General features: G+C 58.5%; 11 protein-coding genes. 5 read left to right on the forward strand and 6 right to left on the reverse strand.

Annotation, left to right across the window (positions count from 1 at the left end; all coding sequences use genetic code 11):
- The first annotated feature begins 11 nt into the window (after positions 1-11).
- The 3 genes from paaZ to URZ40_RS01075 all read left to right on the forward strand — a co-directional run bounded on the left by paaZ (position 12) and on the right by URZ40_RS01075 (position 5749).
- Positions 12-2054, forward strand: a complete 2043-nt coding sequence (gene paaZ / locus URZ40_RS01065; protein ID WP_320719612.1) for a phenylacetic acid degradation bifunctional protein PaaZ — start codon at positions 12-14, stop codon at positions 2052-2054.
- A 196-nt stretch (positions 2055-2250) separates the two neighbouring features.
- Positions 2251-4524 carry a primary-amine oxidase gene (gene tynA / locus URZ40_RS01070; RefSeq protein WP_316379050.1) on the forward strand — a complete coding sequence of 758 codons (2274 nt, stop codon included), beginning with the start codon at positions 2251-2253 and terminating at the stop codon, positions 4522-4524.
- Positions 4525-4642: 118 nt separating this feature from the next.
- On the forward strand, positions 4643-5749 hold the full coding sequence (locus tag URZ40_RS01075) for a membrane-associated sensor domain-containing protein (protein WP_320719613.1): 1107 nt from the start codon (positions 4643-4645) through the stop codon (positions 5747-5749).
- A 99-nt stretch (positions 5750-5848) separates the two neighbouring features.
- Here the strand turns inward: URZ40_RS01075 and URZ40_RS01080 are convergent, their stop codons facing one another.
- Entirely contained in the window at positions 5849-7348 is a 1500-nt protein-coding gene (locus tag URZ40_RS01080; protein WP_320719614.1) for an aldehyde dehydrogenase family protein, read from the reverse strand.
- A gap of 241 nt (positions 7349-7589) precedes the next feature.
- Here URZ40_RS01080 and feaR point away from each other — a divergent pair, with 241 nt between their 5' ends.
- Positions 7590-8498, forward strand: a complete 909-nt coding sequence (feaR, locus tag URZ40_RS01085; protein ID WP_320719662.1) for a transcriptional regulator FeaR — start codon at positions 7590-7592, stop codon at positions 8496-8498.
- Here the strand turns inward: feaR and URZ40_RS01090 are convergent, their stop codons facing one another.
- The 4 genes from URZ40_RS01090 to URZ40_RS01105 all read right to left on the reverse strand — a co-directional run bounded on the left by URZ40_RS01090 (position 8499) and on the right by URZ40_RS01105 (position 12095).
- Positions 8499-8816: a YdbL family protein gene (locus URZ40_RS01090; RefSeq protein WP_116340169.1), complete on the reverse strand. Its 318-nt coding sequence runs from the start codon at positions 8814-8816 to the stop codon at positions 8499-8501.
- A 7-nt stretch (positions 8817-8823) separates the two neighbouring features.
- Entirely contained in the window at positions 8824-9009 is a 186-nt protein-coding gene (locus URZ40_RS01095) for a YnbE family lipoprotein (protein ID WP_080327221.1), read from the reverse strand.
- The gene (locus URZ40_RS01100; protein ID WP_320719615.1) at positions 9006-11645 is read right to left on the reverse strand and encodes a YdbH family protein; all 2640 of its coding nucleotides are present in this window, start codon (positions 11643-11645) and stop codon (positions 9006-9008) included. The genes URZ40_RS01095 and URZ40_RS01100 overlap by 4 nt, the downstream gene beginning before the upstream one ends.
- Before the next feature lie 126 nt (positions 11646-11771).
- The gene (locus URZ40_RS01105) at positions 11772-12095 is read right to left on the reverse strand and encodes a hypothetical protein (protein ID WP_316379045.1); all 324 of its coding nucleotides are present in this window, start codon (positions 12093-12095) and stop codon (positions 11772-11774) included.
- Between the two features lie 326 nt (positions 12096-12421).
- On the opposite strand from URZ40_RS01105, the gene URZ40_RS01110 reads away from it, so the two are divergent.
- Positions 12422-13411: a 2-hydroxyacid dehydrogenase gene (locus tag URZ40_RS01110; RefSeq protein WP_116340177.1), complete on the forward strand. Its 990-nt coding sequence runs from the start codon at positions 12422-12424 to the stop codon at positions 13409-13411.
- Positions 13412-13428: 17 nt separating this feature from the next.
- On the opposite strand, the gene URZ40_RS01115 is transcribed toward URZ40_RS01110, so the two are convergent.
- Positions 13429-14637 (reverse strand): MFS transporter, encoded by a 1209-nt coding sequence (locus tag URZ40_RS01115; RefSeq protein WP_316379043.1) that lies wholly within the window; start codon positions 14635-14637, stop codon positions 13429-13431.
- Positions 14638-14699: the final 62 nt, after the last annotated feature.

The raw sequence follows: 14699 nt of genomic DNA on the forward strand, positions 1-14699 counted from the left end.
GGAGATAAGCGATGCAGCAGTTAGCCAGCTTCGTGTCCGGTACCTGGCAGTCTGGCCGGGGCCGCGAACGCGCGATACATCACGCCATCAGCGGCGAAGCACTCTGGGAAGTGACCAGCGAAGGGCTGGACATGGCGGCCGCCCGTCGCTATGCCATTGAGCAGGGGGGCGAGGCATTACGCGCCATGACCTTTATCGAACGTGCCGCCATGCTGAAGGCGGTGGCAAAGCACCTGCTCAGCGAGAAAGAGACGTTTTATGCCCTGTCAGCCCAGACCGGGGCAACGAAGGCGGACAGCTGGGTAGATATTGAAGGCGGGATCGGCACCCTCTTCACCTATGCAAGCCTGGGCAGCCGCGAGCTGCCGGACGACACGCTGTGGCCGGAAGATGAGTTAATCCCCCTGTCGAAAGAAGGCGGCTTTGCGGCGCGCCACGTCCTGACCTCCAAATCCGGCGTGGCGGTGCATATCAACGCCTTTAACTTCCCCTGCTGGGGAATGCTGGAAAAGCTGGCGCCGACCTGGCTTGCCGGGATGCCCGCCATTATTAAACCCGCTACCGCTACCGCGCAGGTGACGCAGGCGATGGTGAAATCCATCGTCGACAGCGGGCTGGTGCCGGACGGTGCCATCAGCCTGATCTGCGGCAGCGCGGGCGATCTGCTCGACCAGCTCGACGGCCAGGACGTGGTCACTTTTACCGGCTCTGCCAGCACCGGGCAAAGCCTGCGCGTGCACCCGAATATTGTGGCGAATTCGATACCGTTCACCATGGAAGCCGACTCCCTGAACTGCTGCGTGCTGGGGGAAGACGTCACGCCGGAGCAGCCGGAGTTTGCGCTGTTCATCCGCGAAGTGGCCCGCGAGATGACCGCTAAGGCCGGGCAAAAATGCACGGCCATTCGCCGCATTATCGTTCCGCAAAACCAGATTGACACCGTGAGCCAGGCGCTGATTGCCCGCCTGGAAAAGGTGGTGGTGGGCGACCCGGCGCAGGAAGGGGTGAAGATGGGGGCGCTGGTCAACGCCGAGCAGCGCGCGGACGTGCAGGAGAAAGTGGATCGGCTGGTCGCCGCAGGCTGCCAGATCCGTCTGGGCGGCAAAGCGGACCTGCAGGCCGCGGGGGCGTTCTTCCCGCCGACCCTGCTGTTCTGTGCGCAGCCGGACGAAACGCCCGCCGTGCACGATACCGAAGCCTTCGGCCCGGTCGCCACGCTGATGCCGTATCGCAGCGTAGACCACGCGATGCAGCTTGCCCGCGCGGGCGGCGGCAGCCTGGCGGGCACGCTGGTAACCGCAAATGCGGCGATTGCCCGCCAGTTTATTGCCGGTGCGGCGCGCGCCCACGGGCGTATTCAGATCCTTAACGAGGAATCATCAAAAGAGTCCACCGGCCACGGCTCCCCGCTGCCTCAGCTGGTGCACGGCGGTCCGGGCCGCGCGGGCGGCGGCGAAGAGCTGGGCGGCCTGCGCGCGGTGAAGCACTACCTGCAGCGCACCGCGATTCAGGGCAGCCCGTCGATGCTGGCCGCGATTGGCAAACAGTGGGTACGCGGCGCAGCGGTGCAGGAGGATCGCGTACATCCGTTCCGCAAATACTTCGAGGAGCTGCAGCCGGGCGACAGCCTGCTGACGCCGCGCCGCACCCTCACGGAAGCGGACATTGTGAACTTTGCCAGCCTGAGCGGCGACCACTTCTATGCCCATATGGACAAGATCGGCGCGGCAGAGTCGATCTTTGGCGAGCGCGTGGTGCACGGCTACTTCCTGATCTCCGCCGCGGCGGGACTGTTCGTTGATGCGGGCGTCGGGCCGGTGATTGCCAACTACGGCATGGAAAACCTGCGCTTTATCGAGCCGGTCAAGCCGGGCGATACCATCCAGGTGCGTTTGACCTGCAAACGCAAAACGCTTAAGAAACAGCGTACCGCCGAGGAAAGACCGACCGGCGTGGTGGAATGGGCGGTTGAGATCTTCAACCAGCACCAGCAAGCCGTGGCGCTCTATTCCATTCTGACGCTGGTGGCGCGCCAGCAGGGTGATTTCAGGTAACGTCGCCCCTCACCCTGACCCTCTCCCCGAAGGGGAGAGGGGAATGTTCTGCACGACCCTGTGATTTACCCCCCGCTCTTTTTTTAACCTGGCAAGACCAACAAATAACCTGGCAGATGCAGGCAAACGCTTTTCTCAGGCGCCTGTCAGGATAAGGCTGTCACAACACAATAAACACAACAAGATGAGGTCTACGATGGGAAGCATTTCTTCTTTTTCTGCCCGTAGAACGGCGCTGGCCATGGCCGTTGCGCTGTGTTGCGCCTGGCAATCCCCTGTTTTCGCCCACGGCAGCGAGGCGCATATGGTCCCGATGGACAAAACCCTGCAGGACTTTGGCGCGGACGTGCAGTGGGATGATTACGCACAGATGTTCACCATTGCGAAGGACGGCGCCTTTGTGAAGGTCAAACCAGGCGCTAAGACGGCCATCGTTAACGGTCAACCCCTCAAGCTTGAGGTGCCGGTAGTGATGAAGGGCCAAAAAGCCTTTATCTCAGAGACCTTCATCAACGATGTTTTCCAGTCTGGTCTTGACCAGACCTTCCAGGTTGAAAAACGCCCTCACCCGCTAAACGCGCTGACGGCGGACGAAATTAAGCAGGCCGTCGAGATTGTTAAAGCCTCTGCGGATTTTAAACCGAATACCCGCTTTACCCAGATTGCCCTTGCGGAACCAGAGAAGGCCAAAGTGTGGGACTTTGTCCTCAACGGTACGGCAGTGGATGCCCCTCGCCAGGCGAAAATCGTCATGCTCGACGGCAAGCACGTCATCGAAAGCGTGGTGGATCTGAAGGATAAAAAAATCCTGCATTGGGAACCGGTGAAAGACGCGCACGGCATGGTGCTGCTGGATGATTTCACCGCGGTTCAGCAGATCATCAACGAAAGTACAGAGTTCGCCGAGGTGCTTAAAAAACACGGCATCACCGACCCGAAAAAAGTGATTACCACGCCGCTGACCGTCGGCTATTTCGACGGAAAAGACGGCCTGAAGCAGGAAGACCGCCTGCTGAAGGTGGTGAGCTATCTGGACGTCGGCGACGGCAACTATTGGGCGCACCCGATTGAGAACCTCGTGGCAGTGGTCGATCTTGAGCAGAAAAAGATCCAGAAAATTGAAGAAGGCGCCGTTGTGCCGGTTCCGATGACTCCGCGCCCCTATGACGGCCGCGACCGTGTCGAGACGCCGAAAAAACCGCTCCACATCATTGAGCCGGAAGGCAAGAACTACACCATCACCGGCGATATGGTGCACTGGCAGAACTGGGATTTCCACCTGAGCCTCGATTCCCGCGTCGGCCCGATGATTTCAACCGTCACGTATAACGACAACGGCAAAAAGCGTCAGGTAATGTATCAGGGATCGCTCGGCGGCATGATCGTCCCTTACGGCGATCCGGACGTGGGCTGGTACTTTAAAGCCTATCTCGACTCCGGTGACTACGGCATGGGCACCCTGACCTCGCCGCTGGTGCGCGGTAAGGACGTGCCGTCCAACGCCGTGATGCTCAATGAAACCATCCCGGACTACACCGGTACGCCGATGGAGATCCCGCGCGCGATCGCCATTTTCGAACGCTACGCGGGCCCGGAATATAAGCATCAGGAGATGGGTAAGCCCAACGTCAGCGCCGAGCGCCGCGAGTTGGTGGTGCGCTGGGTCAGCACAGTGGGCAACTATGATTACATCTTCGACTGGGTGTTCCATGAAAACGGCACCATCGGCATTGATGCCGGCGCGACGGGTATCGAGGCGGTGAAAGGCGTTCAGGCGAAAACCATGCACGATGCCACCGCTAAAGATGACACCCGATACGGCACGCTGATCGACCATAACATCGTGGGCACTACTCACCAGCACATCTATAACTTCCGGCTTGATATGGACGTGGACGGCATCAACAACAAGCTGGTGGCGATGGATCCGGAAGTGAAGCCGAATACCGCCGGCGGCCCGCGCACCAGCACCATGCAGGTCAATCAGTACGATATTGATACCGAACAGCAGGCGGCGCAGAAGTTCGACCCTGGCACCATCCGCCTGCTGAGCAACACCAGCAAGGAGAACCGCATGGGCAACCCGGTCTCGTACCAGATCATCCCTTACGCGGGCGGTACCCATCCGGTGGCGACCGGCGCGAAATTTGCCCCGGACGAGTGGATCTACCATCGCCTGAGCTTTATGGACAAACAGCTTTGGGTAACCCGCTACCACCCGGATGAGCTCTACCCGGAAGGGAAATTCCCCAACCGTTCCATCCACGACACGGGCCTCGGTCAGTACAGCAAGGATAACGAGTCGCTCAACGGCCAGGATGACGTAGTCTGGATGACCACCGGTACAACCCACGTGGCGCGAGCGGAAGAGTGGCCGATCATGCCGACGGAATGGGTGCACACCCTGCTTAAACCGTGGAACTTCTTCGACGAGACGCCAACGCTTGGTAAGAAAAAAGACGAAAAATAACCACCTGCCGGGCAATAGCCCGGTTTTTTTTGCCCCAGCGTTTGAGGATCGTCCGGGCTTGCTTATAGTTACTGATATCTCACCTGAATGATTTATCCCCCGGACGGGAAAGGATTTTATGGAAAAAAGAAAAAAACCGACACTTGAACGGGCAACCTGGCCGACGCGCCATGCCATGGTCATGCACGGGCTGGCGATGAACCTGCCCTGGCTGGCCTTCGTCAACGTTAGCTTCGCCGTGATGATCCTGCTGCGCCACGTCCTGCTTAAGGCCAGCGATCCTCTTTATCCCCACTCGCCGCCGCTAACGAAAATGGTCGATGCCTCCATGCTCGGCATCATCATCCTCTCGGCTGCGCTGATCCTGATGGCCTGGCGCCGCATCGCCGGCATCAGCGTGGTGCTGTTTATCTGCAGCGCCATCTGGTCGGTCTCCTGCTTTTGGTTTATCACCCAGCTTCTGCTACCGCACGTCTGGCCGCTGTGCGTCATTTTATTGCTCGCCGGCTTAACGGCGCTCTATTTTTACCCCGAGGGGCTGCTCGCCTTCGTGCTCCCGCTCTGGATCACCCTGCCGATAGCGAGTTGGGTACTTAATGATGGCCTTAATCTTCATTTCGTTATCATCTGGAGCGTTTTTTCGCTGATCCTGATCTGCGGGCGTTTCATCCTGCTGAGCTGGTTTGACGAGGCCTGGCGACGTAACCAGCAAAACCAGCTGCTGATCTCACGACTGGATGCGCTGGCGCATCAGGATCCGTTAACCACAACCGCCAATCGCCGGAGGATGGAAGTGGTGCTGGAGAACGCGGTTGAGCAGAAGAAACCATTCTCACTGATTATGCTGGATATCGACTATTTCAAGCGCTACAACGACACCTACGGGCATCAGGCGGGTGACGACTGTCTGACGCGCGTGGCGCGGGTGCTGAAGCAGTCGGTGCGGACGCCTGACGATGTTGTGTCACGCTACGGCGGCGAGGAGTTCGTGGTGATCCTGTTTAACTGCCCGGAAAACATCGCTGAAAAAGTGGCCTTACGCATTCAGGACGGCCTTCGCGCGGAGTCCATACCGCACAGCGCTTCGACCGTTAGCGAGCATGTCACCGTGAGCATGGGGATTGCGGGCATGGTGGAGGGCTTAGCCGGCACCGAGATCATTGCTCGCGCCGATGCGGCGCTGTACCGGGCGAAGGAGGCCGGGCGGGATCGGTGGTCGCTTTGAATAACGCCGGGTGCGGCCTGATGCCCTCACCCTGACCCTCTCCCACGGGAGAGGGAACAAACACTAAAAAGGCAACCTCCCGGTTGCCTTTTGCTTTTACTAGTAGCGCACGCACACCGACTTGGTTTCACACCAGCCGTCCAGCCAGTCCGGGCCAAAATCACGTCCTGTACCGGACTGCTTCATGCCGCCGAACGGCAGGTTAGCGTCGATCAGCGTATGGCTGTTCACCCAGACGGTGCCCGCCTGCAGCCTGTCGGTATACGCCAGCGCCTTGCTGATATTCTGCGTCCAGACGCTGGCGGTCAGGCCATATTCGGTGTCGTTTGCCAGCTGGAGCGCCTCTTCTCCGTCGGATACCCGCACCAGGTTGACCACCGGACCAAACACCTCTTCTCGGGTTAACCGCAGCGCGGCATCCGGGTTCACCACCAGCGTCGGCGACACGTAATAGCCTTTGCCCTCCGGGCCCCGGTTGCCGACGATCAGCTCCGCGTTGCGCGACGTCGCTTCATCGAGGAAGGTCTGCACCTTATCGCAGTGCGCGCGTGATACCAGCGGGTTGATAAAGGCCTCCGGCGACATGCCCGGCCCGACGCTCAGGGATTTCACCGCCTGCTCAAACCCGCTGACCAGCGTGTCGAACAGCGGCGCTTCAATATAGATGCGCGAGCTCGCCGCGCATACCTGCCCCTGGTTCAGGAAGCTGCCGGTCATTAACCCTTCTATCACCCACGCCGGATCCGCATCCTTCAGCACGATGGCCGGGTTTTTCCCACCCAGCTCCAGGGTTACTCCGGTTAGCGTGTCCGCCGCCGCGCGGGCGATTTGCTTACCCGTCGCCGTTGAGCCGGTAAAGCTCACCTTTGCAATATGCGGATGCGAGGTCAGCGCTGCGCCGCACACCGCGCCGCTCCCGGTTACCACGTTGAAGACCCCGTCCGGGATACCCGCTTCGCTTGCCAGCTCGGCCACGCGCAGCAGTGTCAGCGGCGTGGTTTCCGACGGCTTGATGACAATAGAGCAGCCCGCGGCCAGCGCAGGCATCACTTTCCACATTCCGATCATCAGCGGGAAGTTCCAGGGCACAATCCCGGCCACCACGCCAACCGGCTCCTTACGCGTCCACGCCTGATAGCGCGCCCCCTGCGGCAGCGGGATGGAGAGATCGAGGGTTTTGCCCGCAATTTTGGTGGTCAGCCCGGCGGTATAGCGCATCCAGTTGAGGGTGCAGCCGACTTCAAAGGCCCGGGAGATGTTAATCGATTTGCCCTGTTCCAGCGTTTCAAGCTGGGCCAGCTCCTCGCCGTGCTGTTCGACGAGATCGGCGAAATGAAGCAGGATCCGCTCGCGCTCCGCCGGTAACTTTCCGGCCCAGGAGCGGGCGACAAACGCGCGCCAACCGGACATAACGGCCCGGTCAACGTCATCGACGCTGGCATCGGCGGTCGAGGCAATCACCTCGCCCGTGGCCGGGTTGTAGACGTTCAGCCGCTTTTCGCTGTCCGACGCGGCCTGACGCCCTTCAATCCACAGGCCGTGGTGTCGGTCTAAAAACTGCTGCACGGCAGGCAGAATGGCCACCAGTGATTCAGACATAGGATACTCCTTCGTTGTTATTCTCAGGGTGTTCATCCAGTCTACGTGCGGTTTTGCATTCTCGCTTTTGTCTCTGTGACATTCGCTTTGCCACCTGTGACAGGTGCCGCAATTCGCGATAATCGTCGCTTATATCGCTGTTACCGGTGAGTGTTCTTTCCTATAGTCAGCCTCATAGCTCTGACAAAATGCAACACAAATGCAACAATGCGAAAACGTTGACGGTGCGGCGAGAGAAACGATGGCGTGTGCAAGTGAGCAGGAACAGTATCAGCAGTGGCTGGCGCAAATTAACCAGGTTTGCGGCCGTTTTAACGCGCAGCCCACCGAAGGCAAATTCTTCGGCGAGCTGGAGACCAGCTACGCGCGCAGCCTGAAGCTCAGTACCGTTACCGCAGGCGGCGTTAACCTGTTCCGCTCCCGCCAGGAGATTACACAGAGTAACGATGCCTGGTTCTATACCGTGTTCCAGCTTGAGGGTAGCGCGCAAATTGAGCAGGATGAGCGTCGCGCGGTGCTCAGAACCGGCGATATTACGCTGATTGACGCCGCTCGCCCCTGCTCGATCAACTGGCAGGAAAAGTCCCGCCAGATTTCGCTGCTGGTTCCCCGTCAGATTATTGAGCAGCAGTGTCGCTTCCAGGAGATAAGCTGCGCAACCGCCCTTTCCCGCTCGTTGCCCACGGTACAGCTGAGCCATCGCCTGCTGATGGAGAGCATGAGCAATGCCGACCTGAGTGACCGGGAGAGCGAAGCGGCGCTCGAAGCGATGATCTGCCTGCTGCGCCCCGCTTTCCAACAGCGCGAAATCATTCAGCCGCGCAAGGAGCGCCAGTTCCAGCATGTGGTGGCGCTGATTGACGACCATATTCAGTCTGAATCGCTGCGCCCGGAATGGATTGCCGCCGAGAGCGGAATGTCCGTGCGCAGCCTGTACCGCATGTTTGCCGAAAAGGGGCTGGTGGTGGCGCAGTACATCAAAAACCGTCGTCTGGATCTCTGCGCGCAGGCATTGCAGTCAACCGGCGATGACGAAAAGCTGGCGGGCATTGGCTTCAGCTGGGGATTCACCGACCATAGCCACTTTTCAACGGCGTTTAAGCAGCGTTTTGGCGTCTCGCCGGGGGAATACCGCAAGCGCTACCGCTAGCTATTTTTTCAGCCACTTACCGTTAATGCCCTTCACGTACTCGCCCGGCTGCGCGCGGGCTACCAGCTTTTGCCCCGCCATTTTCGCCACTTCATCAACCGGTAAATTGTTGCTGTCGGCGAGCTTCTGATAGCTCTCCGTGCGCGCCGCGTTAATGCGATTTACCAGTTCCAGCGTTTCGGCATCCTGCTGGATCGGAGCAAGATAACCGCTCAGGGTTTCCCCCACGCGCCCCTGCGCGCGGGCATCGTTTAAGGTCAGCGCAGCCGCCTGCACGTTCATCCCTAGTGCCAGTAAAATCAGAGCTACTCGTTTCATGGCGTCCTCAGAACAGATCGCTGCGCGATTTCAGCAGGGTTTCAACGTCTTTATCAACCTTAATATGGATCTCGTGTTCGATTTTGACATTCATGTTGATGGTAATCGGCTCCTTTGGCGCAGCGACTTCAATGCGCGGCGTACAGCCGGTCAGTAGCGCGGCAACGGTGAGCGCACCAGCCATCTTTTTCATTGTTGTTCCTCACTTTCCTTGCCGGTCGAACTGCGGGGAGCAGGTATCACCGCATGTTGCTCAAACCAGGTTTGCAGGTTGTCTCCAAAACGCAGGCTGCGCCAGAGGGTAAAGACATTCTCGTCATGGGTATAGTTCAGATTGACGGAGCTGCTTTTGCCGTCCACCCGGCTGGTCCCTTTGATGGTCGCCTGCATGGTTAATTCACCCAGGTTATCTAAATTGATTCTCGTCCACGACCGCGAGATCTCCATATAGCGGAGCCAGTTAATCGCCGCGCCCGCCACCATATTATCTTTCACGATGGCGTCTGCCGTATCTTTGTCGATGCGCAGCATCATTGGCCCAGGGTTGGTCAGCCAGCCATCTTTAATAATCCATTTTTCATTGTCCAGCCAGAACGGCAGCGCCCCGCTCACCGGACCCGACAGGGTAAACTGCTTCGGGTTGACAGCGCTAATGAGCTCGCTTGAGGAGATATTGTCCACGCGCAGCAGGGCCGGATCGTGCTGCGGCATCCGCAGCTGCTGCATGGTGATTTTCCCGCCGAGCATTTCCACCTTGACGTTGGTGAGCAGCAGCGGGTTGTCCTCCGTCCAGGGATAATCCCCCTGTAGATCGGCGGTTATGTTGCGCGCGGTCACCAGGTTTTCCACTTCGCCAATGCGCAACGTGACCGGGCCGCGGGTACCCAGGGACCAGGTTCCCTCGCTGAAGCGGAACGGCAGCACAAAATCGACGCCGTTGATCTGGTTATCCGGCATCCAGGCGCTACCGGATTTCAGCACGCCGTGCCCGCCCGCCTCAAAGCCCTGATCGGGGGCCGCCGAGAAGGCAACCTGCGCATAAAGTTCCCCGTCACGCAGCGTCATTTTCCAGTCCGGCGGGACCAGCGGCTGGAAGACGGTGAGCGACTGTTTCGGCCACCAGGCCTGTCCGCGAAGGCGCTCCCCATCCCAACGACCGTTCACCTGCACCGGGCCGATGGCGTCCGCATGCAGGTTACCCTTAAACTGGAAAATGGTCGGGTCGGTGCCGTCGACGCTGAAGGTCAGGACCGACGGCGGCAAAACGCTGCCGCCGGAGAAACGGGTTTGCCCGGCATTGAGCGACAGCGCGCCGCTGAAGGTAGGCTTTTCGGGATCGCGGACCCAGCGCACCGGTTGCTCCAGCGCCAGGCGCGGCTTGCTGACGTCCATCGTGCCGTACTGGAGCTTGTCAAAACCGGTGGAAAGCGCCGTCAGCTCAATGAGGTTGTCGCGCCACTCGCCTTTCCCGGCGACATCCCAGCGGGCATTCATTGGCGTAAAATGCCCTTTGCCCCAGTAGCGCCACTGCCACAGGCCGTTGTCAGGGAGAAAATCGTTGGCCTGGCCGTCCAGGTGGAGTTCAAAATCACCCATCTCGTTTTCATGGGCGCGCAGAATAGCCTGCAGACGACCGTCGACACCCTTCTGCGTGAGCTTCACGCCCGCCAGCGGCCAGCGGATTTCATCGATATCTAGCGAGTCAATGATGCGCCCGCGCGAGCGAAGCAGCGCGCCCGGCGCAAAGGCCAGCTGCGGTTCATACAGGCTGCCGGTCAGTTTTGCCGGCAATCTGGCGTAAAGAATGAGATCGTTTTGCTTCGCCTCGCCGCTGAGATGCAGTGGCATATCGCTGTTTTCCATGCTGAGCCTGCCGGGCCCAATATTCAGTACCGCGTTGCCTTTCCCCGCGTCGCCGTGGGTAAGCACATTCAGACGTCCGGTCAGGGTGGCTTTCTCCAGCCCCTGCTGCCAGTTGTAGGCGCGAAGGGAAACCCGGCCGCTCGCTGGCATACCGGAGAGATCCCAGTTCCAGCGCCCGTCGCTGATGTTCAGCTGTTCCGCGGTGATCTGCCACGGCAGATCGAGCAGCGGCTCGGGGTTGTCTCGCGCCATGACCACCAGTTGCCCCTGATTGTCTTCCCAGTCCAGATCGGCATCGACCAGAGACGTTAGCTGAGGCACGTTAAAGGTCGCCACCGCGTGGCCTTTCACCGGCACGCCATCCGGTACCAGCGGCAAGGTAAACTCGCCCACCAGCTTAATCGGCTGCGGCTGGTCCGGGAGCTGAACATTAAACTGGCTGACCGATAGCGTCTGGCCGCGAAGCGTGCCTTTAATGCTGACCTGCTCGCCTTTATAGGCGATCTCCTGAATGGACGGAGTCAGCGACGCATGCAGCTCGCCCTGCCACTGTTGCCAGGGCGAGAGCGTCAGACGGTGAATGGTGAGCCAGGTATTCGGTAACACCGCCTGCCACTGGGCCAGCGTTTTTGGTGCTACCGTGGACGGGGCTGACTGAGGAATCTTGCTCAGACAGACGGCGTTAAGGTCCAGCGAGCCGACATCCAGTTTCCAGCGGCTCGGATGTGACAGCGTCACGTTATTGATACGGGCAATTTCGCAGTCTTCAACCAGATAGCGAAGATCGGGGATCACCAGCGCATGGCGGGTAAGTTTTGGACTCTCTTCAAAAGCGATGCGCGTTCCGACGGGAAGCCAGATCCCGGCGAGCGTCGGCACCCACTGGGCGAGCGTCATCAGCAGCGTCAGCGGCACCAAAATTAACAGCAGTAAAACCGCAATGGCGGCTTTGTATTTACCCTTCATGGGCATTAATATCCTGATTTTTCGAAAGAATTAAGCCGACAATACCGAATATTGTCGCATGTTTAGCGGGTCAGTTGAAGCCAAAGCCAGATTTAAGGATAGATGTTGTAACGTTAAGTTGCGAAACTAGGGCCTGTTCCGAGGCATCGCCAGAAGGTAAAGCATGGCGAATATCAACGACCCCCAAAACACCGAGTCGTAACGCCAGGGATCAAAATCAATATGTAAGAAACCGCTAACAAACTCATAGCCGTTGGCAAAAACGTTAATTTGAATGGCAGCAATGGCTATCACAAAAAGCGTATAGGCAATGAGCAGAGGATATTTACGCAGCCTGTTGACCTTGAGTTTCCCCATCAACAGTAAGAATAAAACCGCAATAGATACAACAAAATAGTACAAAGCGGGCAGCATCGGCGGAGATAAGGACAACTCCAATTGTTGCGACATGCATCATTCTCCATATTTGTCAGAAACTCACCCGGTTCCTAATATCTTTCCATCGCATCCGGAGGCATTGCAGTTTTCACACCCTCTTGCCATTCTTTAACGTAATCCAGACAGGCGTTTCTCGCATCCTCTACCCACTCCATTTTCCGCTACATGCCCTGCTCAGATTCGCGCCGAAGATTTCTCGTAGTAAGAATATCATGGAGTTAGGGTGTACATATGCTCTAGAATAATTGATAGAACTTATTGAATTCAATAATATTTTATAAATTGTAAGATAATTTTAATCATGCTAACGTGAATGCAAAATCACTGGAGAAAGTCTTATGAAACTCGCGGTATATAGCACAAAGCAGTACGACAAAAAGTATCTGCAACATGTTAACGAGGCTTACGGGTTTGAGCTTGAATTTTTCGACTTTCTGCTGTCCGAAAAAACCGCCAAAACGGCGCACGGCTGTGAAGGCGTCTGCATTTTTGTTAACGACGACGGCAGTCGTCCGGTGCTGGAAGAGTTGAAAAAACAGGGGGTGAAGTACATCGCCCTGCGCTGCGCGGGCTTTAATAACGTGGACCTCGACGCGGCGAAAGAGCTGGGTCTGAGAGTGGTGCGCGTTCCTGCATACTCCCCGGAAGCCGTCGCGGAACACGCTATTGGCATGATGATGTCGCTCAACCGTCGTATTCATCGCGCTTATCAGCGCACCCGTGACGCCAACTTCTCTCTGGAAGGGCTGACCGGCTTTACCATGTACGGCAAAACCGCGGGCGTGATCGGCACCGGAAAAATCGGCGTCGCCGCTCTACGCATTCTGAAAGGCTTCGGCATGCGTCTGCTGGCATTCGATCCGTACCCAAGCGCCGCGGCGCTGGAGCTGGGCGTGGAGTACGTTGACCTGGCGACCCTGTTCTCGCAGTCAGACGTGATCTCCCTGCACTGCCCGCTGACGCCGGAAAACTACCACCTGCTTAACCAGGCGGCGTTTGACCAGATGAAAGACGGCGTGATGATCATCAACACCAGCCGCGGCGGTCTGGTTGACTCTCAGGCCGCTATCGAAGCGCTGAAAACCCAGAAAATTGGCGCGCTGGGGATGGACGTCTATGAGAACGAGCGCGATCTGTTCTTTGAAGATAAGTCCAACGATGTGATCCAGGACGACGTGTTCCGCCGCCTGTCTGCCTGTCATAACGTCCTGTTTACAGGCCACCAGGCGTTTCTGACTGCCGAAGCGCTGATCAGCATTTCAGAAACCACGCTGGGCAACCTGCAGCAGCTGGAAAAGGGCGAAACCTGCCCTAACGAACTGGTTTAACGTGACCCCGGGTGGCGCTATGCCCCACCCGGCATGCTGTCTGTTTCCCAGGTCCGGTGCGCAAAGCACCACCAGAGCAGGACGGCCACCAGCGCAATCGCGCTCAGCACGCTGAACGCCGCCGCAAAGGAGTAGTGACCGGCAATCGTGCCGGTTAACGCCGGGCTCATGGATGCGCCAACGCCCTGCATCAGCATCACCACGCTCTGTCCGGCATTGACGTGCCCGCTCCCGCGCAACAGCACCACGATAAACGACGGCACCACCACCCCCAGGATCCCTGCGGCCAGCCCGTCGAGAATTTGTACCGGGATCATCATTAACGGCGCGTCCGTACTTGCTGCCAGCGCCGCGCGCACCGGCATAACCAGCAGCGCCAGCATAATTAAGCGCCAGTAGCCGTAGCGGTCTATTCGGTGGGCGACCCAGATGGCAACGGGGATCATCACCGCCTGAGAGATGATGACGGTGCCCGCCGCGTACAGGCCGGGGTTGATCGAGGCGGGTGCCGCGGCCACCCTCATGCTCAGCATCGGCAGCAGCGCGGCGTTCGCCAGGTGGAACAGCAGCAGCGTCAGCCCGGTCACAAACAGCGCCCGGTTTTTAATCAGCACCGCGAAGCCGGGGACAGGCACGCTTCCTGAGGATGAAAGCCCCCGCGCCGCGTCGTTATCAATGTCCTCGTTGCGGATGGCAAGTAGCGCACAGAGCGTTAACAGCGTGGTACAGGTCATCAGCAGGAAAATCCCGCCGACGCCCCAGTACCAGGCAATGCCGCCTGCAATCAGCGCGGTAACAAAGTTGCCGCCGTGATTGAACGCCTCATTCTTGCCCATCTGTGCGCTGAACCCGCTTTGGCCGGTCAGCCCCAGCGTAATCCCGGCGACGAGCGGCCCGACAAACGCCGCACAGATGCCGGTGACCATTTGTGAGACGGCGACAACGCTGGTCTGCTGGCTAAACCAGAGCAGCAGCGTGCTCAGGGTGATCAACATGCAGAGCAGCGCCAGCAAGGCACGTTTGTTCCGTGAGGTGTCGGTGATAACCCCCGCCGGCAACGTGGCCAGTAATCCCGCCAGCCCACCTGCCGTCATCAGAAAGCCGATATCATCGGGGGTCCAGTGACGCTCAGTGAGGAAAATACCGAGAAAAGGGCCGAGGCCATCGCGGACGTCGGCAATGAAAAAACTTGTGAGGCATAACGCCCGCAGCGAACGAAGGGACATACTTCCTGCCTTTGCATATTGTCGCCTGAAAAGAACAAAACGTAGTATACCGGGTATTTTGA

It is taken from the genome of Enterobacter sp. 296B2 (assembly GCF_034106185.1).
In the GTDB taxonomy this organism is placed as follows: domain Bacteria; phylum Pseudomonadota; class Gammaproteobacteria; order Enterobacterales; family Enterobacteriaceae; genus Enterobacter; species Enterobacter cloacae_N.

Excerpts from the sequence above, each read along its gene's own strand:
- URZ40_RS01115 (WP_316379043.1), bottom strand. The coding sequence starts at position 14,637 with ATGTCCCTTCGTTCGCTGCGGGCGTTATGCCTCACAAGTTTTTTCATT.
- paaZ (WP_320719612.1), top strand. The coding sequence starts at position 12 with ATGCAGCAGTTAGCCAGCTTCGTGTCCGGTACCTGGCAGTCTGGCCGG.
- URZ40_RS01095 (WP_080327221.1), bottom strand. The coding sequence starts at position 9,009 with ATGAAAAAGATGGCTGGTGCGCTCACCGTTGCCGCGCTACTGACCGGC.
- URZ40_RS01075 (WP_320719613.1), top strand. The coding sequence starts at position 4,643 with ATGGAAAAAAGAAAAAAACCGACACTTGAACGGGCAACCTGGCCGACG.
- URZ40_RS01105 (WP_316379045.1), bottom strand. The coding sequence starts at position 12,095 with ATGTCGCAACAATTGGAGTTGTCCTTATCTCCGCCGATGCTGCCCGCT.
- URZ40_RS01100 (WP_320719615.1), bottom strand. The coding sequence starts at position 11,645 with ATGAAGGGTAAATACAAAGCCGCCATTGCGGTTTTACTGCTGTTAATT.
- URZ40_RS01080 (WP_320719614.1), bottom strand. The coding sequence starts at position 7,348 with ATGTCTGAATCACTGGTGGCCATTCTGCCTGCCGTGCAGCAGTTTTTA.
- feaR (WP_320719662.1), top strand. The coding sequence starts at position 7,590 with ATGGCGTGTGCAAGTGAGCAGGAACAGTATCAGCAGTGGCTGGCGCAA.
- URZ40_RS01110 (WP_116340177.1), top strand. The coding sequence starts at position 12,422 with ATGAAACTCGCGGTATATAGCACAAAGCAGTACGACAAAAAGTATCTG.
- tynA (WP_316379050.1), top strand. The coding sequence starts at position 2,251 with ATGGGAAGCATTTCTTCTTTTTCTGCCCGTAGAACGGCGCTGGCCATG.
- URZ40_RS01090 (WP_116340169.1), bottom strand. The coding sequence starts at position 8,816 with ATGAAACGAGTAGCTCTGATTTTACTGGCACTAGGGATGAACGTGCAG.